General features: G+C 69.8%; 19 protein-coding genes. All 19 read right to left on the reverse strand.

Features of this window, described 5'->3' with window-relative positions:
• Positions 1-30: 30 nt before the first annotated feature.
• The 19 genes from wag31 to mraZ all read right to left on the reverse strand — a co-directional run bounded on the left by wag31 (position 31) and on the right by mraZ (position 20,663).
• On the reverse strand, positions 31-855 hold the full coding sequence (gene wag31 / locus ACWDOP_RS34950; RefSeq protein ID WP_454203690.1) for a DivIVA-like cell division protein Wag31: 825 nt from the start codon (positions 853-855) through the stop codon (positions 31-33).
• A gap of 73 nt (positions 856-928) precedes the next feature.
• The gene (locus ACWDOP_RS34955) at positions 929-1,231 is read right to left on the reverse strand and encodes a YggT family protein (protein ID WP_181585602.1); all 303 of its coding nucleotides are present in this window, start codon (positions 1,229-1,231) and stop codon (positions 929-931) included.
• 328 nt (positions 1,232-1,559) lie between these two features.
• The gene (locus ACWDOP_RS34960; protein WP_454203689.1) at positions 1,560-2,360 is read right to left on the reverse strand and encodes a cell division protein SepF; all 801 of its coding nucleotides are present in this window, start codon (positions 2,358-2,360) and stop codon (positions 1,560-1,562) included.
• A 184-nt stretch (positions 2,361-2,544) separates the two neighbouring features.
• On the reverse strand, positions 2,545-3,318 hold the full coding sequence (locus tag ACWDOP_RS34965) for a YggS family pyridoxal phosphate-dependent enzyme (protein WP_456348489.1): 774 nt from the start codon (positions 3,316-3,318) through the stop codon (positions 2,545-2,547).
• Positions 3,315-4,055: a peptidoglycan editing factor PgeF gene (pgeF, locus tag ACWDOP_RS34970; protein WP_456348490.1), complete on the reverse strand. Its 741-nt coding sequence runs from the start codon at positions 4,053-4,055 to the stop codon at positions 3,315-3,317. Before pgeF ends, ACWDOP_RS34965 begins: the two co-directional genes overlap by 4 nt.
• A gap of 63 nt (positions 4,056-4,118) precedes the next feature.
• On the reverse strand, positions 4,119-4,514 hold the full coding sequence (locus ACWDOP_RS34975) for a hypothetical protein (RefSeq protein ID WP_456348491.1): 396 nt from the start codon (positions 4,512-4,514) through the stop codon (positions 4,119-4,121).
• Between the two features lie 161 nt (positions 4,515-4,675).
• Positions 4,676-5,947, reverse strand: a complete 1,272-nt coding sequence (gene ftsZ / locus ACWDOP_RS34980; RefSeq protein ID WP_454203685.1) for a cell division protein FtsZ — start codon at positions 5,945-5,947, stop codon at positions 4,676-4,678.
• Between the two features lie 324 nt (positions 5,948-6,271).
• Positions 6,272-7,096 carry a cell division protein FtsQ/DivIB gene (locus ACWDOP_RS34985; RefSeq protein ID WP_456348492.1) on the reverse strand — a complete coding sequence of 275 codons (825 nt, stop codon included), beginning with the start codon at positions 7,094-7,096 and terminating at the stop codon, positions 6,272-6,274.
• Positions 7,097-7,102: 6 nt separating this feature from the next.
• Positions 7,103-8,602 (reverse strand): UDP-N-acetylmuramate--L-alanine ligase, encoded by a 1,500-nt coding sequence (gene murC / locus ACWDOP_RS34990; RefSeq protein WP_454203900.1) that lies wholly within the window; start codon positions 8,600-8,602, stop codon positions 7,103-7,105.
• A gap of 55 nt (positions 8,603-8,657) precedes the next feature.
• The gene (locus ACWDOP_RS34995; RefSeq protein ID WP_454203683.1) at positions 8,658-8,786 is read right to left on the reverse strand and encodes a hypothetical protein; all 129 of its coding nucleotides are present in this window, start codon (positions 8,784-8,786) and stop codon (positions 8,658-8,660) included.
• The gene (ftsW, locus tag ACWDOP_RS35000; RefSeq protein WP_454203682.1) at positions 8,783-10,330 is read right to left on the reverse strand and encodes a putative lipid II flippase FtsW; all 1,548 of its coding nucleotides are present in this window, start codon (positions 10,328-10,330) and stop codon (positions 8,783-8,785) included. Before ftsW ends, ACWDOP_RS34995 begins: the two co-directional genes overlap by 4 nt.
• Complete coding sequence (gene murD, locus ACWDOP_RS35005) at positions 10,327-11,769, reverse strand: UDP-N-acetylmuramoyl-L-alanine--D-glutamate ligase (RefSeq protein WP_454203899.1); 1,443 nt, start codon at positions 11,767-11,769, stop codon at positions 10,327-10,329. The genes ftsW and murD overlap by 4 nt, the downstream gene beginning before the upstream one ends.
• A gap of 64 nt (positions 11,770-11,833) precedes the next feature.
• Entirely contained in the window at positions 11,834-12,910 is a 1,077-nt protein-coding gene (gene mraY / locus ACWDOP_RS35010; protein ID WP_354987287.1) for a phospho-N-acetylmuramoyl-pentapeptide-transferase, read from the reverse strand.
• The gene (locus ACWDOP_RS35015; protein ID WP_454203681.1) at positions 12,907-14,418 is read right to left on the reverse strand and encodes a UDP-N-acetylmuramoyl-tripeptide--D-alanyl-D-alanine ligase; all 1,512 of its coding nucleotides are present in this window, start codon (positions 14,416-14,418) and stop codon (positions 12,907-12,909) included. Before ACWDOP_RS35015 ends, mraY begins: the two co-directional genes overlap by 4 nt.
• Entirely contained in the window at positions 14,415-16,037 is a 1,623-nt protein-coding gene (locus ACWDOP_RS35020) for a UDP-N-acetylmuramoyl-L-alanyl-D-glutamate--2,6-diaminopimelate ligase (RefSeq protein ID WP_454203680.1), read from the reverse strand. The genes ACWDOP_RS35015 and ACWDOP_RS35020 overlap by 4 nt, the downstream gene beginning before the upstream one ends.
• Before the next feature lie 229 nt (positions 16,038-16,266).
• A complete protein-coding gene (locus tag ACWDOP_RS35025) occupies positions 16,267-18,066 on the reverse strand; it encodes a peptidoglycan D,D-transpeptidase FtsI family protein (protein WP_456348493.1) in 1,800 nt (599 codons plus the stop codon).
• 140 nt (positions 18,067-18,206) lie between these two features.
• Entirely contained in the window at positions 18,207-18,881 is a 675-nt protein-coding gene (locus ACWDOP_RS35030; RefSeq protein WP_454203678.1) for a hypothetical protein, read from the reverse strand.
• Positions 18,882-18,984: 103 nt separating this feature from the next.
• Entirely contained in the window at positions 18,985-19,971 is a 987-nt protein-coding gene (gene rsmH, locus ACWDOP_RS35035) for a 16S rRNA (cytosine(1402)-N(4))-methyltransferase RsmH (protein WP_454203677.1), read from the reverse strand.
• A gap of 260 nt (positions 19,972-20,231) precedes the next feature.
• Positions 20,232-20,663: a division/cell wall cluster transcriptional repressor MraZ gene (mraZ, locus tag ACWDOP_RS35040; protein ID WP_454203676.1), complete on the reverse strand. Its 432-nt coding sequence runs from the start codon at positions 20,661-20,663 to the stop codon at positions 20,232-20,234.
• Between the last annotated feature and the right edge of the window lie 394 nt (positions 20,664-21,057).

The following is a 21,057-nucleotide window of genomic DNA, read 5'->3' on the forward strand; positions in this document are numbered from 1 at the left end:
AGCGCGGCACCGAAGGCCGTGGTTACGACTCTACTTGCCGCCCTTGAGGAGTGCGCCGTTCCCGGAAGCGCCTTCACCGAACTCGCCGCCGTCGACCGGCACCGCGGACCCACGGTTCTCCAGTTCTTCCAGCTGCGACTCGAGGTAGGACTTGAGACGCACCCGGTACTCGCGCTCGAAGGTCTTGAGCTGCTCGATCCGGCTCTCCAGCACGCTGCGCTGCTGGGTGATGGTCGCCATGATCTCGGTGTGCTTGCGCTCGGCGTCGGCCTGCAGGGCGTCGGCCTTCTCCTTGGCCTGGCGCAGCTGGTTGTCCGAGCGGGTCTGCGCGTCCGACAGCATGGCCTCGGCCTTCTGGCGGGAGTCCGCGATCATCGCCTCGGAGCGGGTGCGCGCGTCGCTGACCAGTCGCTCCGAGTTCGCTCTAGCGTTGGCGAGCAGCTGCTCGGCCTCGGTCTTGGCGTCGGAGGTGAGGCGGTCGGCCATCTCCTGGGCCAGCGAAAGGACCTTGGCGGCCTGTAGATTGGCGTCCGCGCTGGGGGCCTCGGCCTTGACCGGCATCGGGGCGGGCGCGGGCATCGGGGCCGGCGGCGCCACGGGGGCGGCCTTGGGCGGCTCCGGCACGGGCGCCTGTTTCACGGCGTTGACCGGGCCCCGGTTCTTCTTGGCGTCCGCCAGCTCCGCGTCCAGCTCGGCAACACGCTGGCGCAGATCGGCGTTTTCTTCGATGAGGCGTGAGAGCTCCTGCTCGACCAGATCGAGGAAGGCGTCGACTTCGTCCTCGTTGTAGCCGCGCTTCCCGATCGGTGGTTTGCTGAACGCGACGTTGTGCACATCGGCAGGGGTCAGCGGCATGGAACGATCCCTTCACGCTTCGTTGGAGATCTAGCGGTAGATCTGGGCAAGCATTCTTCTGGAAGACATTCTGTCACACCTGAGCTACCGACTGCCCGAGCGAGCCCGTGATCGACATCAAGATGAAGACGATGAAAAGCAGGACCATAATCGACAGATCGAGTCGAATTCCCCCAAGATTCACTGGAGGTATCAAACGCCTCAGAAGTTTCACCGGGGGATCCGTGATCGTGAAGATGACCTCCAGCACGATCACGACGAACCCGGTGGGCCGCCAGTCGCGCGCGAAGCTGCGAATGAACTCGACGATGACTCGGCTGATCAGCAGCAGCCAGAAGAGGAACAGCAGTAGGTTCAACACCTGGAACAGGGCCACGACGTTCACTCTGCCTCAGAAACCCTGCCCTGCAAAATAAGACCCGCCATCGTCCATGTCACAGCTAGGATCTCTGGGCTCTGAATCGACCGGATTCCCCGGATCCGACAAGTCGGCCATAAGAGACCGTCCTTGATCTTCGCGTGATCTTCGCGCGCTCTACACCCGTGATCGTCCGCGGCGGATCGGAACGAGTTTTCTCCGGGCGGGCAGCAGCGACTACTTCGCAAACCCCCGTTTACACGACCGCATAATGTTGCAGCCGTTTACTTTTGGTCGTCGCCGCCCGTCCCGGAGCTGCCACAACCGTTACTTCCGTTGCGGCAGCTTACTTCTGGTTGTAGAAACCGTTCTCCGCGATCCGCCGGCGCTCCTCGGCCGAGACGTCCACGTCCGCGGGCGAGAGCAGGAACACCTTGGTCGCGACCTTGTCGAACGAACCACGCAGCGCGAACGCCAGACCGGCGGCGAAGTCCACCAGGCGGCGGGCGTCGGAGTTGCTCATCTCGACCAGATCCATGATGACCGGGGTGCCGTCGCGGAAGCGCTCTCCGATGATGGCGGCCTCGGCGTAGGTACGCGGGCGCAGCGTCGTGATCTTGGACATGGTGCCTCCGTCCTCGAAGATCGGCGAACGGCGCGGCGGCTGCTGTTCCAGCCTGCGCTCCTCCATCCGCAGCTCTTCCATGCGGCGCTCGGCTTCCGGGTCCACCGCCAGCGCACCACGCGTGGTGCCGCGCACCATCCCCGCGCCACCCGCGCCCCCGGCCATGGTCCGGGTACGGCTGGACGGAGCGGTGTCGATGCGGGTGGGCCGGCGCGGCGCGTCGTAGCGGTCACGGTCGTCGGAGTAGTCGTCGGCGTATTCGTCACGACGCGACACACCGTAGGCGGGCTTGTACGGAGGCTTGTACGGCTGCTTGTACTGGTCGGCCTCGACGTACGCCGGCTCGTCGTCGTACCGCTCGTGCTCGTAGCGGTCGTAGTCGCGCTCGGGGTAGGGCCGGGACCGGCGCGGTGCACGCTCGTCGACGGCGCCGCGGGGAGCGCGGTCATCGACATAGTCGTCTTCGTAGTCCTCGAGGGGGACCATCCCGAAGTACGCCTTGAACTTGTGCAGCGTGCTCATTCTTCCACCTCGCCTGCGCTCGACTCCAGCACGAGCACGCTCGTGGCTGCGTACATGTCCCGCTCGCTGCGCTCGCTCATCTGGTCGACCTTCCTTCGGCCCCGGTTGGCCTGGGGTGTTGTCCTGCTCAGTCCTCGTCTGTCACCAAGCATATGTTTCATATGTGACTGATGAGGTTTCTTTGCTACGGCGAGGTTATCGGTCGAGCGCCCATCAAAGCGGTACCGACACGCACGCACGTAGAACCGTGACGGATCGCAGCCTCCAAGTCGCCCGACATACCCGCGGACAGGTCTCTGGCCTCGGGATGTGTGCTCAAAAGTGAACTGTGCAGTTGGGCGAGTCGCTCGAACGCGCGATCCGGCTCCAGATCCAGCGGCGGGATCGCCATCAGGCCCGCGAGCTGCAGATATGCCGACTTTTCGACCTGATCGGCGAGGGTCAGCATGCGCGTGTCGGAAACACCGCCCCGCTTGGGGTCTTCGTCCAGACTCACCTGGAGCAGCACCCGCAGCGGCGCGGTCCGCTCCCCCGCCTCGAGGGCGGCGCCCGCACCCGCGTCCAGGGCGCTCGCCAGCCGGTCACTGTCGACCGAATAGACCGTATTCGCCCAGCGTGCGACCGATTTCGCCTTGTTCCGCTGCAGGCGGCCGATGAACTCCCACCGCACCCCGGTCAACGCGCGCAGGGCGTCGACCTTCGCCGCGGCCTCCTGCTCCCGCGATTCACCGAACTCGCGCAGGCCCAATCCATAGAGGATCTCGATATCCGAGGCCGGGTGGAACTTGGTCACCGGGAGCAGCCGCACCGCGTCCCGATCCCGCCCGGCGGCGGCGCAGGCTGCATCGATGCGCGCGGTCAGCGCGGCCAGCGCGGTCGCCAGGGCCGCGGCGCGATCACCGGCGGAGGTGATCTGCGCCTCGTCGGAACCGATTGCGGCGGCGGAGTTTTCGATCATTCCGCGATCCCCTCCGATGACATCCAAATCACACCGGCAAGTCTGCCGGTCGGCGCGCCGCGGCGGTGGCTGAACAGGGTCTTGTCCTCGATGGTGCAGCGCGGGTCGACCGCCACCCCGCCGACGTCGGCCGCTTCCAACTGTCGCCGGATGCCCGCGCGCAGATCCAGGCCCGGGGTGCCGCGCACGGTGGTGGTGGCGCTGCCGGGCAGGCGCGACTCCACGTCCGCGCGCATGGCCGCGGGCACCTCGTACTGCCTACCGCTGGCCGCGGGTCCCAGGAACGCGCCGATCCGCGCGGGCTCGGCGCCCAGGGACACCATGGCCTCGAGCACGAGCGGCACGATGCCGATGCGCGCGCCGATCCGGCCGGCGTGCACGGCGGCGATGACCCCCGCCTCGTCGTCCGAGAGCAGGACGGGTACGCAGTCCGCGGTCAGCACCACCAGGGCCAGATCGCGGCGGGTGGTCACCAGCGCATCGGTGGCAGGCACGGGCTCGGCCCGCGGCCCGTCCACGATCTCCACGTTCCGGCCGTGGATCTGTTCCATCCAGACGAGCTGCCCCGGCGTCAGGCCGATGCTCTCGGCGAGGCGAACTCGATTGCGCCGCACCGCGTCCGGATCGTCCCCGACGTGATCGCCGAGGTTGAACGAGTCGTACGGCGCGACGGAGACACCGCCGGTCCGGGTGGTCGTCACTCGTCTGGTCCGAAAGAGCGGTGCTGCCGAAGTCATGTCGTCGAGCCTAGTGGCCAATTCCCCGCAACCCATCTCGTGACCGGGTGTCCATCGCCACCCCTAGCTCGACGTGTCGGTGTAGTGGTTCAGGTCCACCTCGACGGCCGCGCAGTCCGGGCCGAATCGCAGGTACACCGTGTCCGAGCTGTGCACGACGGTGCCGAGTCCTTCGGCGGCGTGGTGCTCGAGCCGAATGGACACCCGCAGGCTGTCGTCGTGAATCGAGCTGTCCAGGCGCAGCGGCACCGGCAGCGGAGTGCTCGCGCGCGCCCACCGCGCCGGGGCGGGCTCGCGTACCGCGCGGGTGCCGCGCGTGGTGTTGCTGTTCCAGCTCTCGGTCTCGGTGTACGTCATGGGGATCGGCCGCCCGTCCACCAGGACCCGGAACTCCGCGGTGTCCGATCCGCGTTCCAGTTCGACTCGGCGGCCCCGGAATTCGATCTCGTCATCTCGCACAGGCGCCAGGTTAGCGAGAAGGCCGGAGTTCGACCACGCGTTATCGGCCCGGCGCGGGCGCGTCCACCGGAAAACCCGCGGCCCGCACCGGATATCCGGTGCGGGCCGCGGGTGTCGGCGTGAAGCGTGCGACGGCCCGGACGGTCATCCGGGCCGGGTGATCACTGCCCCCGGCGCATGAAGGACGGGACGTCGACCTCGTCGTCGTCCGACGGCAGGATGTGATCGCGGGTGTTGGCGTTGATCGTCGGATCGATCGCCGGCCGCGGCGCGTCGTAGGACGGCGCGGGGCCGCGCGAGGAGATCGGGGCGGGCGCCGGGGCGACCGGGGCCACCACGGGTTCGGGCCGCGGCGCGGGCGGTTCGGGTGTGCGCGCGGTGTATTCGCTCGCCCGGGGCGCCGCCACCTCCCCGGCGCTGGCGCGCCCGAAGGAGGACGTGGTGGTTCCGGTGCGGCCGACCGCGGGTTCGATGCGCCGCGCCGGGCCGCTGCCGTCGAAGCCCGCCGCGATCACCGTGACCCGGACCTCGTCACCGAGCGAGTCGTCGATGACCGTTCCGAAGATGATGTTCGCTTCGATGTGCGCGGCCTCCTGCACCAGCGAGGCCGCCTCGTTGATCTCGAACAGGCCGAGGTCCGAGCCACCGGCGATCGAGAGCAGCACGCCGTGCGCGCCGTCCATGGACGCCTCGAGCAGGGGTGAATTGATCGCGGCCTCGGCGGCTTTGACCGAGCGGCCCTCGCCGCGCGCCGAGCCGATGCCCATGAGGGCGCTGCCCGCACCGGACATGACGGACTTGACGTCCGCGAAGTCGACGTTGATCAGACCCGGGGTGGTGATCAGGTCGGTGATGCCCTGAACACCGTTGAGCAGCACCTCGTCCGCGGAGCGGAAGGCGTCCATGAGGCTCACGGCGGCGTCGCCGAGCTGCAGCAGCCGGTCGTTGGGGATGACGATGAGGGTGTCGCAGGATTCGCGCAGCGCCTGGATGCCGGCTTCGGCCTGGTTGCTGCGGCGCTTGCCCTCGAAGGAGAAGGGGCGGGTGACCACACCGATGGTGAGCGCGCCGAGCTTGCGGGCGATCTGGGCCACGACGGGTGCGCCACCGGTGCCGGTGCCGCCGCCCTCACCCGCGGTCACGAAGACCATGTCGGCGCCCTTGAGCACCTCTTCGATCTCGTCCTTGTGGTCCTCGGCGGCCTTGCGGCCGACCTCGGGATCGGCTCCGGCCCCCAGACCGCGGGTCAGCTCGCGACCGACATCGAGCTTGACGTCGGCGTCGCTCATGAGCAGCGCCTGCGCGTCGGTGTTGACCGCGATGAACTCGACTCCCTTGAGTCCCTGTTCGATCATTCGGTTGACGGCATTCACGCCGCCGCCGCCGATACCGACGACCTTGATCACCGCAAGGTAGTTGTGCGGGGGCGTCATGGGCTCTCGCCTTCCTTAGATCCAAAAAGCTTGTCGTCTAACAGATGCTCGCCGTACGCCGGGCCGATAGTTTCAGGACGATAAACCCTCAACCATAGCTCGAGCCTTATGTCAAGTATCCGACTGGGCCGAAACGGTATTCGCCGCCACCGCATTACGTGCGCAGGCGCGCCGCAACGAGTAGCAGAATCTTGGTTGATCCACCTCGTCCGACCCACTTCGCATCGTATCGTGGACGGTTGCCCTCCGGTGCCGAGATCGCCGGGGGCGAGCTGCGACCGGGCCTGTCCGCCGTCAAACACCGGGCGGCCCAAGGGGTATCGCTCACTTTACCGTGACCAGATTGGGACTCGAAATATCGAACACCTTGCCGGGCTGGGTGAGCAGGGGTCCGACCACCGCTGCCTTGCGCTGTCCGTCACTCGTCCCACCCCACAGCACGGTACGCCCATCGCGCAACTCCAGAGCAATATCCGAAACCGAACGGGCCACAACCTCTCCCGTCTGCAGGCGCAGCTCCCCCGGGACGGCGGCCACCACGGCCACCGCGGCCCGGGTCACCGGGTCCGCGCCACCCGCGCCGGCGGTCACCAGCTTCGGGGTGCCGGGCGGGGGCGGCTCGATCGCGAACTCCACGCCGTCCCCGTCGACCAGGTGGGTACCGTCCGGGGCGTCGAAGTACAGCACCGCCACGCGTTCCACCACCGTGACCCGCACGCTGGACGGGAAAACCCGTTGTACACGGGCGGATCGGACCTTGGGCAGGCGCGCGACCCGCTCGGCCATGACGGTGGTGTCGATCCGCATCATGGATCGACCGTCCGGTACCTCCAGTGCCGCCAGCACTTCGGCCTCCGACACCGCTGACAGCCCGTCCACCCGCACCGTGCGCACCGAGAGCACCGGGGTGAACCAGGCGGTCAGCCCCAGCGCGAGCAGCAGCACGAAACCGACTGCGACACCGATGCGCAACGGTCGCGAACGCCACGCCCCGGACAGCGCCGACCCCGGCGCGCCGGCCCGACGGACGCGTCCGCGGTGCAGCCGGGCCCGCCGGGCCGCGGCCGCTTCCGCGGCGTCCGGATCGGCCCGCGCGTCGTCGAGCCGGTCCTCAGCCGCGTCGCCGCCCGTCCCCCCGCCCGATGGCACGCCCGATCACCGCCCGTGCGCCGGGCGGGCGCGCAGCCCGTCGAGGATCTGCCCGCCCAGCATCGTCACATCGCCCGCGCCCATGGTGATCACGACATCACCGGGGCGGGCCAGGCCGGCCACCTGCTTGCCGACACGTGACATATCGGGTTGATAGTGCACGGGTTTGGTCACCGAGTTCGCCACCAGCGCACCGTTCACCCCGGGCAGCGGCTCCTCGCGCGCACCGTACACATCGAGCACGACCACCTCGTCCGCGAGCGAGAGGGCGGTGCCGAACTCCGTCGCGAATGTGGCGGTCCGACTGTACAAATGCGGCTGGAAGACCACGATGACCCGGCCCGGGCGCGAGCGCGCGCCGTCGCGGGCCTCCTGCGCCACCAGTTCCGCGGCGGCGCTGAGCACCGCGCGCACCTCGGTCGGATGGTGGGCGTAGTCGTCGAAGACGCGCACGCCGTGTTCGCGCCCGGTGAGCTGGAAACGCCGGTGCACCCCGCCGAAACCCTCCAGGCCCTGGATGATCTCGGCGAGATCGGCGCCCGCGGCCCGCGCCGCCAGCAGCGCGCCCAGCGCGTTGAGCGCCATGTGGCGGCCCGGCACCGACAGGCGCAGCGTGCGCGGGGTGGCTTCGTCGGCGAGCTGGAAGACCGCGACCCCGCCGACATCGCGGGGCTCGAAGGACAGCAGCCGCGCGCCGACCGGCACCGCCGGATCCGCGGTGTCGTCCGGATCGCCCGAGCCGTAACCGATGATCTCGATACCGCGCGGATCCTCGGCCAGGCGGACCAGCGACCGTCGCGCCAGGCCCAGCGAACCCGGATCGTCCAGGCACACCACCAGCCGGCCGCCCGGCTGCAGCCGATCGACGAAGTCGTCGAAGACCTGCGTGTAGGCCTCGTCGGTGCCGAAGTAGTCCAGGTGGTCGGACTCGATGTTGGTCACCACCGCCACATCCGGCGCGTACTGCAGCAGTGAGCCGTCGCTCTCGTCGGCCTCGGCCACGAAGATGCCGCCGGTGCCGTGATGGGCGTTGGTGCCCGATTCGTTCAACTCGCCGCCGACCGCGAACGACGGATCCGCGCCGCAGTGCTGCAGCGCCACCACCAGCATCGAGGTGGTCGAGGTCTTGCCGTGCGTGCCCGAGACCAGCAGGGTCTTGTGGCCCTGCATGAGCGCGGCCAGCACGGCCGGGCGCAGTAGCACCGGGACCCCGCGCCGATGCGCCTCCACCAGTTCGGGATTGGTCTTGGGAATGGCGGCGAAGGTGGTCACCACCGCCGACGGGCCGCCGGGCAGCAGATCCAGCGCACCGGCGTCGTGCCCGATGCGCACCTGCGCGCCGCGCGCTCGCAGCGCCAGCACACCCCGGCTCTCCTTGGCGTCCGAACCCGACACCAGGCCGCCGCGCGAGAGCAGGATCCGGGCGATGCCGGACATGCCCGCACCGCCGATACCGATCATGTGCACCCGCTGCAACAGCTCGGGGAGGTCACTCGCCCGCGTCATTCCCGCTGTGCCCGCGCCCTGTTCGGCGTCCACACCCTGCCCGTTGCCCGCTACCTCAGCCACGACCTGCCACCTCCACCACGATCCGCGCTCCCGCGACGATTGTGCCACCGCCGGCCGTGATCATCGGCCGCGTGGTGCCGTCCGCGGCCGCACCCACCGAGAGCGCCCGCTGCGCACTCACCTCGAATCTCCCCGTTCTCTCGCGTGTTTCATGGGATAGCTGGGCTCCCAGGCCCGGGTGCCGCGCCACGATTCGGTGGAGCGGCTGGTGCGGCGGGCCGAATCGGAGTCCACCGATCGGGCTCTCGGGTCCGCGGCCCGGCCCCGGCCGCCGTTCGGCAGGGCGCGGCGCGGCGGCGCGGCCTTCATCCCGCCCTTGGGCTTGGCGCCGGACCGGGGTGCGGGCTTCGGCTTCGCCTTGGCCTTGCGCGCCCGGGCGGCCTGCGCCCGTGCGGGGGAATACATCTCGGGAATCGGCAGCCGCAGCATCCGGCTGACCCGGCCGTCCTGCCCGGCGTGCAGCGCCGCCACCGCCTCGGGCTCGTGCCGGGCGGCGTTGGCGATGATGCCGAACATGAACAGCGTGATCGCGAGCGAGGAGCCGCCCGCCGACACCAGCGGCAGCTGCAGACCGGTCACCGGCAGCAGGCCGACCACGTAGCCGACGTTGATCAGCGCCTGCCCGGTGATCCAGGTGGTCGCCGAGGCCGCGAGCAGGCGCAGGAACGGATCCAGCGAACGCGTCGCGATGCGCAGGCCGGTGTAGACGAAGAGCGCGAAAAGCCCGAGCACCAGCGCACATCCGAGGAAGCCGAGCTCCTCGCCGATGATCGCGAAGATGAAGTCGTTGTGCGCGTTGGGCAGATAGCTCCACTTGGCCCGCGACTGCCCGAGCCCGCGGCCCCAGATCCCGCCGTCCGCCAGCGAATACAGCGCCTGGCGGGCCTGGTAGCCGATGCCCTGCGGATCGTCGCCGGGATTGAAGAACGCGCGCATGCGATCGGAGCGGTATCCCGCCGAGAGCGCCAGGATGCCCGCCGCCACCGCGCCCGAGACCGCGATGGTCACGAACATGCGCAGCGGCAGCCCGCCGAACCACAGCAGCGAGGACAGCACGATGCCCAGTGCGATCGTGGTGGACAGGTTGGGTTCGAGCACCACCAGGAAGCACACCAGCAGACCGGCGGGCACCAGGGGCATGAGAATGTCCTTGTACCCGGCCTTTTCGGTCTGCCGCGAGGCCAGCAGGTGCGAACCCCACACCACCAGCGTCACCTTGGCGATCTCCGAGGGCTGCACCGACACCAGGCCGAGGTCGAACCAGCGCCGCGAACCCTGCACCTCGGTGCCGATGCCCGGGATGAGCACCAGCACCAGCAGCACCACCGAGAGCGCGAACACCGGGAACGACAGCTGGCGCATGAGCCGCATGGGAATTCGCAGCGCGATGTAGAACAGCACCGCGCCGAACGCCGCCAGCACCGCCTGCTGGATGAACAGCGAATACGCGGATTTGCCAACGGCATAGGACTCCACGCTGGACGCCGAGAGCACCATGACCAGACCGAGCACGGTCAGCAGCAGGGCGATCGTGACGACCAGGTGGAACGAGGCCAGCGGGCGGGCCAGCCAGGCGGCGAACCAGGCGGTCCTGGTCCGCCGGGCCGGGGCCGGCTTGTCGGCGCGCGGCAGCGGCTTGTCCCCCGCCCGCCGCGACGCCGTCATTCCGTTCTCCCGATGTCCTTCTCGTCCAGGGCCTGCACCGCGGCGGCGAAACTCCGTCCGCGATGGGTGTAGTCGGCGAACATATCCAGTGAAGCCGCGGCCGGAGCCAGCAGCACGACGTCGCCGCGGGTGGCGTAACCGGCGGCCACCCGGACCGCACGAGCCATCACCGCTTCGGGCTCGATTTCGGTGAAGGCGTCACCCATTCCTGCATCGTCCCCCGAATTCAGCTCCACAACCGGGACATCCGGCGCGTGTCGCGCCAGCGCGGCCGCGATCACGGGTGCGTCGACGCCGAAAACCACGGCGGCCACGAGATGCTCGCGCACCTCCTCCACCAGATCCTCCACGCCCGCGCCCTTGAGCTGACCGCCCGCGACCCAGATCACCGACTGGTGCGCCAGGATCGACGAGCGCGCGGCGTGCGGGTTGGTCGCCTTGGAATCGTCGACGAACTCCACCCCGCACAGCTCACGCACGAAGGCGGCGCGATGCGGGCCGACCTTGTGTTCCTGCAGGCCCTCTTTCACGAACTGCGGGGCCACGTCGATGCTGCGGGTGAGCGCGGCCGCGGCGAGCGCGTCGGCGATGCCGGCCGGGCCCTGCGGGCTGATGTCCGCGGTCTCGGCCAGGATCGCGGCCTTGGTGAAGGCGCGATCGAGCAGCTTGCCGTCCACCACGCCGAGTTCGCCGTCGGCCGGGACGCCGATGCGGAAGCCGACGGTGCGGCGCGCCTTGGACTTTCGGGCCAGCGCCGCGGCGACCTGATCGTCGAGACCGACCACGCCGACGCGTCCGGTCAGCGCGCGCGCCTTGGCCGCGGCGTACGCGTCCAGGCCGCCGTGCCAATCCAGGTGATCCTCGGCCACATTCAGCACCACGCCGGCCTCGGGCCGGACCGAGGGCGCCCAATGCAGTTGGAACGAGGACAGTTCCACCGCGAGCACCTGCGGGCCCGGGCTGCGCCGCAGCGCGTCCAGGATGGGCAGGCCGATGTTGCCGCACGCCACACTGGGAATGCCCGCCGAACGCAGGATCGAATGCGTCATCTGGGTGGTGGTGGTCTTGCCGTTGGTGCCCGTCACCACGAGCCACTTGCGCACCGGCCCGTAGATGCGGGCCTGATCGACCCACCACGCGAACTCGACGTCACCCCACACCGGAATGCCCTCGGTGACAGCGGAAACCAGCACCGGGGAATCGGGGCGCCAGCCCGGGCTGGTGATCACCAGCGCGAAGCGTTGCAGCGCATCGGGTTCGAGCAGATCCGCCGGGGTGGCGGTCTCCAGTCCGAGTTCGGCTGCCTCGGCCAGGGCCTTGCCGCCGCCGTCGGTCACCACCGGGCGGGCGCCGATGTCCTGCAGCGGCTCGACCAGCGAGCGCCCGGACACCCCCCACCCGGCGACGAGAACGTCACGGCCGCGCAGGAATTCGAGCATGGGCCCGGGCGACCGCAGGACCCGGGGATTGTGCTGGGAATGCTGTGAATGCTCAACCATCAGTTCACCCGACCGCAGAAAGATAATCGCTGTAGAACAGGCCAAGGCCGACGGCCGACGCGATGCCGGCCAGCAACCAGAACCGTATGATCACCGTCGTTTCGGCCCAGCCGCTCAATTCGAAGTGGTGATGGAACGGAGCCATCTTGAACAATCGGTTACGCGTGGTGCGGAACACCGCCACCTGCAGGATGACCGAGGCCGCCTCGGCCACGAACAGCGCGCCGATCACGATCATCAGCAGCTCGGTGCGGGTGGTGACGGACAGGCCCGCCAGCAGGCCGCCCAGCGCGAGGGAACCGGTGTCGCCCATGAAGATCTTGGCGGGCGCCGCGTTCCACCACAGGAAGCCGATACAGGCCGCGCCGCCCGCGGCGCAGACCAGCGCCAGATCCAGCGGATCGCGCACGTTGTAGCAGCCCGCCTCCGGGTGCGTGGAGCACGCGTTGCGCCACTGCCAGAAGGTGATGATCATGTACGCGCCCAGCACCAGCGACATCGAACCCGCCGCCAGCCCGTCCAGGCCGTCGGTCAGGTTGACCGCGTTGGACCAGGCGACCACGACCAGGGCCACGAAGAACAGGAACACGACCACGCTCATCGACACCGTGGTGATGTCCCGGGTGTAGGACAGGTGCCGGCTGGCCGGGGTCAAACCGTTGGCGCCCTTGAACTGCAGCGCCAGCACGCCGAACACCACGGCCGAGGTCAGCTGGCCGATGTACTTGCCGGCCGCGGTGAGCCCGAGGTTGCGCTGCTTGCGCAGCTTGATCAGGTCGTCCAGGAAGCCGACCAGGCCGAGCGCGGTGGCCAGGCCCATCACCAGCAGACCCGACGCCGAGGGGCCGGGCTCGCCGTAGCTCATGGAGATCAGGTGCGAGCCCAGGTAACCCGCCCACATGCCGACGATGATCGCGACGCCGCCCATGGTGGGGGTGCCGCGCTTGGCCTTGTGGCTCTCCGGGCCGTCGACCCGGATCTCCTGGCCGAAGCCCTGTTTGGCGAAGTAGCGGATGACCACCGGGGTCAGCAGGATGGAGACGCCGAGGGCGATCGCCGCCGACAACAGAATCTGGGTCACTGCACGGCCTCCCGACCGGCGGCGGCCATCAGGTGTTCGGCCACCGTCCAGAGCCCCACGGACTTGGACGCTTTCACCAGCACCACATCGCCCGCCTCGAGCTCATCGTCCAATATCGCTATCGCGGAATCGAGGTCGGGCACCAGCACCGACTCCTCGCCCCACGACCCTTCCATGACCGCGCCCTGATGCATGCCGTGCGAGGGGCGGCCGGTGCCGATCACGATGAGCCGGTCCACGTCCAGGCGCACCACCAGGCGGCCGATGCGATCGTGCTCGATGACCGAATCGTCGCCCAGCTCACCCATTTCCCCGAGCACGGCCCAGCTGCGGCGGCGGCCGATCTCGCGCCCGCGCCCGTCGGTGCCGCCCGCGCGGGACATGGTGACCAGCGCCTTGAGCGCGGCCCGCACCGAATCGGGGTTGGCGTTGTAGGAGTCGTTGATGACGGTGACGCCGTCCGCGCGGGTGCGCACGTCCATGCGGCGCACCGAGGCGGCGTTGGCGCCGGCGAGCGCGGCGGCCACGGTCGCCAGATCCGCGCCCTGATCCAGGGCCACCGCGGCCGCGGAGAGTGCGTTGCCGACCTGGTGTTCCCCGTGCACCGCGAGCTCGATCGGGATCGATCCGCCGCCGGCGTGCAGGGTGAAGCGGGCCCGGGCCTGATCGTCCATACGCACGTCGGTGGCGCGGATGTCGGCGTTCGAGTTCAGGCCGACGGTGACCACGCGGGCCGCGGTCCGCGACGCCATCTTCGCGACGAGGTGGTCGTCGAGATTGAGCACGGCCAGACCGGAGGCCGGAAGTGCCTCCACCAGTTCACCTTTGGTCTGCGCGATCACCTCCTGGCTGCCGAACTCGCCCAGGTGCGCGGTGCCGATGTTCAGCACCACGCCGGCGTTCGGCGGGGCGATCTCGGTCAGGTGCCTGATGTGCCCGGGGCCGCGCGCGGACAGCTCGAGCACCAGGAAGCGGGTGTTCGCGTCGGCGCGCAGGGCCGTCCAGGGGTGCCCGAGTTCGTTGTTGAACGACCCGGGCGGGGCCACCACGGCGCCGAGGGGGGCCAGCACGGCCGCCAGCAGATCCTTGGTGGAGGTCTTGCCGGAGGATCCGGTCACCCCGACCACGGTCAGGCCGCCGGCCGCCACCAGGCGGTCCACACTCGCGCGGGCCAGCTTGCCCAGTGCCTCGAGCACCGCGGCGCCCGAGCCGTCGGCGTCGTGTGCCAGCGCGATCGCGCGGCTCGCGTGCGGTCGCGGCTCGACCACCACCGCGGGCGCGCCCACCGGCCGCGCGGCCAGCACCGCTACCGCGCCCTGGGCCACCGCCTTGGCCGCGAAATCGTGGCCGTCGGCGCGCTCACCCGGCAACGCCAGAAACAGATCACCGGAACCAATTGCGCGCGAATCGAATTCGACCGCTCCGGTGACCTTCGCCTCGGGGTCGGGAACATCGTGCAGCGTGCCGCCCACGATGTCCGCGATCTCCCGCAAAGTCATCTCGATCATGAATGCGTCAGATCCCTCGTCTTTCGCGACAAGGCCACCGCGAGCACCTCACGGTCGTCGAACGGATACTTCACTCCCGAAATCTCCTGCCCTGTCTCATGTCCCTTGCCCGCGATCAGCACCACATCGCCCGGACTCGCCCAGTCGACGACGGCCGTGATCGCGTCGGCCCGGTCCCCGACCTCCCGGACCTGCCCGCGTTCGGCCGCCGGAACCGCCTCGGCTCCGTCCCGGACCGCGGCGCGAATGACCGCCGGATCCTCACCGCGGGGATTGTCGTCGGTGATGATGAGCAGATCGGCGCCGCGCGCCCCGGCCGCACCCATGAGCGGGCGCTTGCCGGCATCGCGATCACCACCCGCGCCGACCACCACCGCGAGGCGTCCACCGCCCTGCTCGGCGAGCAACGCGCGCAGCGTCGCCACCACCGATTCGATGGCCGCGGGCTTGTGCGCGTAGTCGACCACGGCCAGGAACTCCTGACCGCGATCCACCCGCTGCATGCGCCCGGGCACATCCACCTCACCCAGCGCACCCGCCGCGGCCGCCGGATCGGCGCCCGCCGCGGTGCACACGGCCAGCGCGAGCAGGCCGTTGGCGATGTTGTACGCGCCCGGAAGCCGCAGGCGCACATCCATGTTCGCGCCCGGTCCGGACGCGGTGAACTCCTGGGTCCCGGCCGCGCCGGCCCGGGCCGCGCTCGCGACCCAGTCGGCGGCGACGCCCGGACGGGTGGCCACGGTGATCAGCTCCCGATCACCGGTCGCGGCGGCGGCCACGGCGATGTCGCCCGCCAGCCGCACACCCCACTCGTCATCGATACAGACCACCGACCGCGCCGCGGGCACCACCGCCGAGCCGTCCGGCACGAACAGCCGGCGCTTGGCGGCGAAGTAGTCCTCGAAGTCGGCGTGGAAGTCCAGGTGGTCCTGGGACAGGTTGGTGAACGCGCCGACCGCGAACTCCACCCCGTCCACCCGGCCCAGCGCCAGCGCGTGGCTCGAGACCTCCATGACCACCGCCTGCACCCCGCGCTCGACCATCACCGCGAACATGGCGTGCAGCTGCGGCGCCTCGGGGGTGGTCAGCGCCGAGGGCACCCGGTCCCCGCCGATGCGGGTCTCGATCGTGCCGATGAGCGCGGTGCGCAGCCCCGCGGCCGCCAGCCCAGCTTCCACCAGGTACGAGGTCGTGGTCTTGCCGGAGGTGCCGGTGATGCCGATGATGCGCAGGGTGCGGGACGGATCGCCGTACACGGCCGAGGACAACGCGCCGAGAATCGCGCGCGGCGCGTCGTGCACCAGCACCGGCACGTCGATGTCGCCGATCAGCTCGGCCCCGGCCGGATCGGTGAGGATCGCCACCGCGCCCCGTTCCACCGCCGCCCGGGCGAAGCGGGCGCCGTGCGCGTGCGCACCGGCCAGACCGGCGAACAGATCACCGGGCAGTACCGCGTTCGATCGCTGCTCGATACCGGTGACCTGCACCTGCGCCGGCACCTCGGCCGCACCCGCCGGGCGCGCGCCCGTCAGTTCCGCCACCGCCCGCAAGGACGTCGCAGGTGGGGCGGTCGGCCGAAGTACCTGCGGCGGAATCGAACTTCCGCTGCGCGGCTCCATCGAATCTCCGCGACGCGGATCCGATTGCGCGGGCACGAAGCTCCTCTCCGGGACTCTTGTCATGGGGTAGAAATCCGGCCTCGGGACTCGAAGGCGAGCCTCCGCATTCACCCGGATCGACGTGTCAGGTTACCTGTGTTGGATCGCCGGGCCACCGGCACGGCGCAGTTCGCTCACCCACCACCGCGCACACCGACCGCGCCGAACGTGCCGCCCATCGTTTTCCGCGCTAACTCGCCTGCAGAACCAGCGGCTCGACCGGTGGCGACGGCGGCACGCGATCGCGCTGCAGCGCCCAGGACGCGATGCTGTGGAACAGCGGCGCGACCGAACCGCCACCGCTGCCGTCCGAACTGCGCACCGGCGCGTCCAGCATCATGCCGATCACGTAGCGCGGATTGTCGGCCGGAGCCATACCGGCGAACGTGATCCAGTAGCGATCGGTGGAGTAGCAGCGGCACTTCTGATCGATCTGCTGCGCGGTGCCGGTCTTGCCCGCCACCTGATAACCCTCGATCGCCGCCGGGCCGCCGGTGCCGGTCTGGACGCCGCGCGGGTCGCGCTGCACCACCGACTGGAACATGCGGCGCAGCGTGGCCGCGGTCTCCGGGCTCACCACCTTGACACTCTCGGGCTGTTCCTCTTCGATGCGCTCGCCGTTCGGGGCGATCCGCGCCTTGACGATGCGCGGCGGAATCCGCACCCCGTCGTTGGCGATGGCCTGGTACATGGCCGCCATCTGCAGGGTCGTCATCGAAAGACCCTGGCCGATGGGCAGGTTCGCGAAGGTCGAGCCGGACCACTGGTCGCGCGCGGGCACCACGCCCGCGCTCTCGCCGGGCAGGCCGACCCCGGTGCGCTGACCCAGGCCGAACTTCTTGAGCAGGTCGAAATAGCGGTCCTCGCCGACGCGCTGGGCCAGCATCAGCGTGCCCACGTTCGACGACTTACCGAAGATGCCGGTCGTGGTGTACGGCGCGACGCCGTGATCCCAGGCGTCGTGCACGGTGACGCCGCCGGTGAAGATGCTGCCGGGTACCTGGTGCACCTCGTCCGGGGTGGTCAGGCCGTACTCGATGGCGGCGGCCGCGGTGACGATCTTGTTGACCGAGCCGGGCTCGTACACCTCCTGCACGGTCGGGTTGCCCAGATCCGAGGTGGACCAATACTTGGGCCCCAGTGCGGGATTGAAGGTGTTGTCGTTCGCCATGGCCAGCACCTGGCCGGTGTGCGCGTCCAGCACCACCGCCGAGGCGGCCTGCGCGCCCGAGTTCTCCTTGGCCTGCTGCACCTGCTGCTGCACGTAGTACTGCAGATCCTGATCGAGGGTCAGCTCCACGCCGTAGCCGTTCACCGCGGGCTGCTGATCACGCCAGGACCCCGGGATGACCGCGCCGTCCGAACCGCGGTCGTAGGTCATGGAACCGTCCGAACCGGCGAGAATGGCGTCCATCGCGGACTCCAGGCCGATCTGGCCGTGCCCGTCCCAGCCGGTCGCGCCGATCACGTTCGCCGCCAGCGACCCGCCCGGGTATTCGCGCATGTCCTGGCGCTCGGTGCCGACCTCGGGGAACTTCAGGCTGATGTCGGCGGCGATGCGGGGATCCACGTTGCGTACCAGATAGGTCCACGGCTCGTCGCTCTGCAGCAGGGCCAGGATGTCCTTCTCCGGCGCCGCGATGCCGAGCTTCTCGTGAATGTATTTGGCGATCGCCTTCATCCGGTCGTCCGGATCGGGCTTGGTCGAATCCTTGGCGTGCGCGTCGGCCAGATCCTTGCGCACCCGCACCGGCTGGAAGGTGAGCGCCTTGGCGGCGATGGTGAAGGCCAGCGAATGCCCGTAGCGATCGGTGATCGGGCCGCGGGTCGCCGGATCGGGCAGCTTCACCGTGCGCTGGCTGGCGGCCTCGGCCGAGAGCTCCGGCGCGGAAAAGCTCTGCACCCACAGCAATTGGATCGCCGAGACCAGCAGGGCGATGAGCATGACCAGGCGGCCGACCCCGAAACGGAACCGGGTGGAGGCGTCCATGCCCGAGGCGTTGCGCGGGCGGGGACGGCGGCCCGGCCCGGAACCGGCACGGCCGGAGCCGGTTCGGTTCCGGGCGGGCGCCGAACGCGCACGCGGGGAATCCGAGCGGCTCCGGCCGTCGCGGCCGGCGCGGGAAGGGCTCACCGAGGGGCACCGTTCGGCGCGGCCTGCAGCGACGGGACCTGAGCGCCCGGAAGCTGCGGGGCCTGCGCCGGAGCGGGCGCTGTCGTCGGCGGTTTGGCGGTCGTGGTCACCGGCACCAGGCGCTCACCCGCGCCGGGGGCCGAGACCGAGCGCGGCGGCTGGGCGACGGCCGCGGGCGGCGTGGTGTTCAGCGGGGCGGCCGGATTGCCCTGTGCGGGAACCGGATCGCCGACCACCGTCACCTCGCCGTCCGGGCCGATCAGCAGGCGCGCGGGATCCTTGGCCGGGATCATGCCCAGCTGCGCGGCGCGCGCGGCCAGCTCGGGCGCGGAATCGGCGGCCTCCACCTCACGCTGCAGCGCGGCCCGCTCGTCCGAGAGCTGCTGGTTCGACCGGCGCGCGTCACCGAGCTGATAGCTGCCCTCGGTGGCGCGGGTGGTCAGCAGCAGCGTCAGCGCCAGACCGCAGCCGAGCAGCGCGATGATGCTGGCCACGAAGGACATCCGGCCGCGCGGGGCGGGCCCGCCGGACCGGCGGAGCAGTTGCGGCAGCTCGGTCCGGGCACGACTGCTGCGGCGCGCGTAGGCGCGCTGTGCCGCACCCGATTTCACCCGGTCCGCCGCCTGCGCCCGCCGTGCCCCCCGGCCCGCGGACTGCGTCCTGATCGTCATAGCCCGGCCCCGTTCCACGCCGGGCCGGCGTGCCACCTCCAGTAATGCCCGGTTCGCCGCCGCATTCGAATCTGCCCCCGCGTGGTGACGCTCCGCTCCCGCCTCATTGCCCTGCCTCCCCTGCGATTCGTTCCGCGGCCCGCATGCGCACCGGGGTGGCACGCGGGTTCTGCTCGATCTCCTGCTCGGTGGCCTTCTCCGCGCCCCGGGTCAGAATCTTGAATTCCGGTCCCATACCTGGCAGTTCATAGGGCAGGTCCAGGGGGGTACGCGAGACCGACCGCTTGGTCAGCGCCGCCTTCACCACCCGGTCCTCGAGCGACTGGTAGCTCATGATGACGATCCGGCCGCCCGGCGCCAGCGCGTCCAGCGCGGCGGGCATGGCCAGTTCGAGGGATTCGAGTTCGCGGTTGACCTCCACCCGCAACGCCTGGAAGGTGCGCTTGGCGGGGTGGCCGCCGGTGCGGCGGGTGGCGGCGGGAATGGTGTCGTAGAGCAGTTCCACCAGCGCGGCGCTGGTGGTGAAGGGGGTGCGCGCACGGCGGCGGACGACTTCGGAGGCGATCTTGCCCGCGAAGCGCTCCTCACCGTAAACCTTGAGGACCCTGGCCAATTCGCCGTGCGAGTAGGTGTTGAGCACGTCGGCGGCGGTGGGCCCGGTGCTCGGGTCCATCCGCATGTCCAGGGGTGCGTCGATGGAATAGGCGAAGCCGCGATCGGCTTCGTCCAGCTGCATGGAGGACACGCCCAGGTCCATGAGGATCGCGTGCACCGAACCGCGCGCGGGCAGGCCCGCCTCGTCCAGCGCGTCGGCGATGCCGTCGTATCTGGTGTGCACCAGGGTGATTCGGTCCTGGAACGGGCTCAGCCGCTCGCCCGCCAACTTCAGGGCGTTGGTATCGCGATCGAGACCGACCAGCCGGATGTTCGGGTACGTGCGCAGGAAGTGCTCCGCGTGACCGCCCAGACCGAGCGTGCAGTCCAGGTAGACGGCGCCGGGACCACCCGATTCCAGTGCGGGACCGAGGATTTCGTCGGCGCGATCGAGGAGAACCGGAACATGGCGGGGACCGTCACTGTCTCGGTTCACCTTCGGCCTCCCGGATCCTGCCTCACATTCGTCGCACGGCCACGTATGGGTCGCTCGCGATTCGGACTTCACTGAACTGTTCGGTCGGACTTCACCGCACTGTTCGGCCGGATTTCATCGAAACCCTGGGCCGGCACTGCGTTTTCAGCGTCGGTGACCAATGCCCCGTGGTCTCTGACCGAAGCGCGGCACCTGGCGTTGGGGAAGTACGTCAGGGTCCGTGTCGGGCAGAGGCCGCAGGGCACTCGCCTCGCTGTGGGCTAGAAGATCCCGCCCAGCGACTCGTCTCCAGCCTGCGAGTAATCCTCCTCGTGTTCGGCGAGGTAGGACTCCCACGCCGCCTTGTCCCAAATCTCGAGAAAGTCGACCGAGCCGATGACCACGCAATCCTTGGTCAGTCCGGCGTAGCGACGGTGTTCGGCCGACAGCACGATCCGGCCCTGAGCGTCCGGGCGCTGTTCGTCGGTGGAGGCGGCCAGGTTCCGGACGAACGCCCGGGCCTGCGGGTTGCTCCGCGACGCCGCCGCGGCTCGCCGCGCCAGCGCGGTGAACTCGTCCTTCGGATAAACGGCAAGGCTGTGGTCCTGTCCCTTCGTGACCATCAACCCTCCCGCCAGCTCGTCACGGAACTTCGCAGGCAACGTGAGTCGCCCTTTATCGTCCAGCCGAGGGGTGTAGGTCCCGAGAAACAAGTCCCGACACCTCCTACCGGATCACCTCTCGACTGTTGGCCTCCTGTAGTGCGCGCTCCACATTACCCCACTTTCCCCCACTTTCAATCGAAAGCGGCGGTGATCTCGGTCCCCGCTTGGCGAACTTCGCAGGTCATCGCAGCTATCACGCGGGTGGGGAACTTTCGCCCCTGTTCCCCCGACACGCGCGGCACGCCTCGGCCGGGATCCGACAACAGCCAGCAAACCCGCAGATAGCGCCCATTTCCGGCGACGGTGGGGCGCGGTGGGGACACCCGGTGGGGCGGGGTGGGGAATCTCGCCGACGGCTCGACACGCCGGACACGCCCAACGAGAAACAGGCGTTCCTGCATCCCATCGCCGCGCGGCGCACGGTCAAACTCCGTGACATCGC

This window comes from Nocardia sp. NPDC003693 (assembly GCF_053981095.1).

What these genes read in the sequence shown, in the direction of transcription:
- wag31 (WP_454203690.1), bottom strand. Translation starts at nt 855, where the DNA reads ATGCCGCTGACCCCTGCCGATGTGCACAACGTCGCGTTCAGCAAACCA.
- ACWDOP_RS34960 (WP_454203689.1), bottom strand. Translation starts at nt 2,360, where the DNA reads ATGAGCACGCTGCACAAGTTCAAGGCGTACTTCGGGATGGTCCCCCTC.
- ACWDOP_RS34965 (WP_456348489.1), bottom strand. Translation starts at nt 3,318, where the DNA reads ATGATCGAAAACTCCGCCGCCGCAATCGGTTCCGACGAGGCGCAGATC.
- pgeF (WP_456348490.1), bottom strand. Translation starts at nt 4,055, where the DNA reads ATGACTTCGGCAGCACCGCTCTTTCGGACCAGACGAGTGACGACCACC.
- ftsZ (WP_454203685.1), bottom strand. Translation starts at nt 5,947, where the DNA reads ATGACGCCCCCGCACAACTACCTTGCGGTGATCAAGGTCGTCGGTATC.
- murC (WP_454203900.1), bottom strand. Translation starts at nt 8,602, where the DNA reads ATGACGCGGGCGAGTGACCTCCCCGAGCTGTTGCAGCGGGTGCACATG.
- ftsW (WP_454203682.1), bottom strand. Translation starts at nt 10,330, where the DNA reads ATGACGGCGTCGCGGCGGGCGGGGGACAAGCCGCTGCCGCGCGCCGAC.
- murD (WP_454203899.1), bottom strand. Translation starts at nt 11,769, where the DNA reads ATGCTCGAATTCCTGCGCGGCCGTGACGTTCTCGTCGCCGGGTGGGGG.
- ACWDOP_RS35015 (WP_454203681.1), bottom strand. Translation starts at nt 14,418, where the DNA reads ATGATCGAGATGACTTTGCGGGAGATCGCGGACATCGTGGGCGGCACG.
- ACWDOP_RS35020 (WP_454203680.1), bottom strand. Translation starts at nt 16,037, where the DNA reads ATGGAGCCGCGCAGCGGAAGTTCGATTCCGCCGCAGGTACTTCGGCCG.
- ACWDOP_RS35025 (WP_456348493.1), bottom strand. Translation starts at nt 18,066, where the DNA reads ATGGACGCCTCCACCCGGTTCCGTTTCGGGGTCGGCCGCCTGGTCATG.
- ACWDOP_RS35030 (WP_454203678.1), bottom strand. Translation starts at nt 18,881, where the DNA reads ATGACGATCAGGACGCAGTCCGCGGGCCGGGGGGCACGGCGGGCGCAG.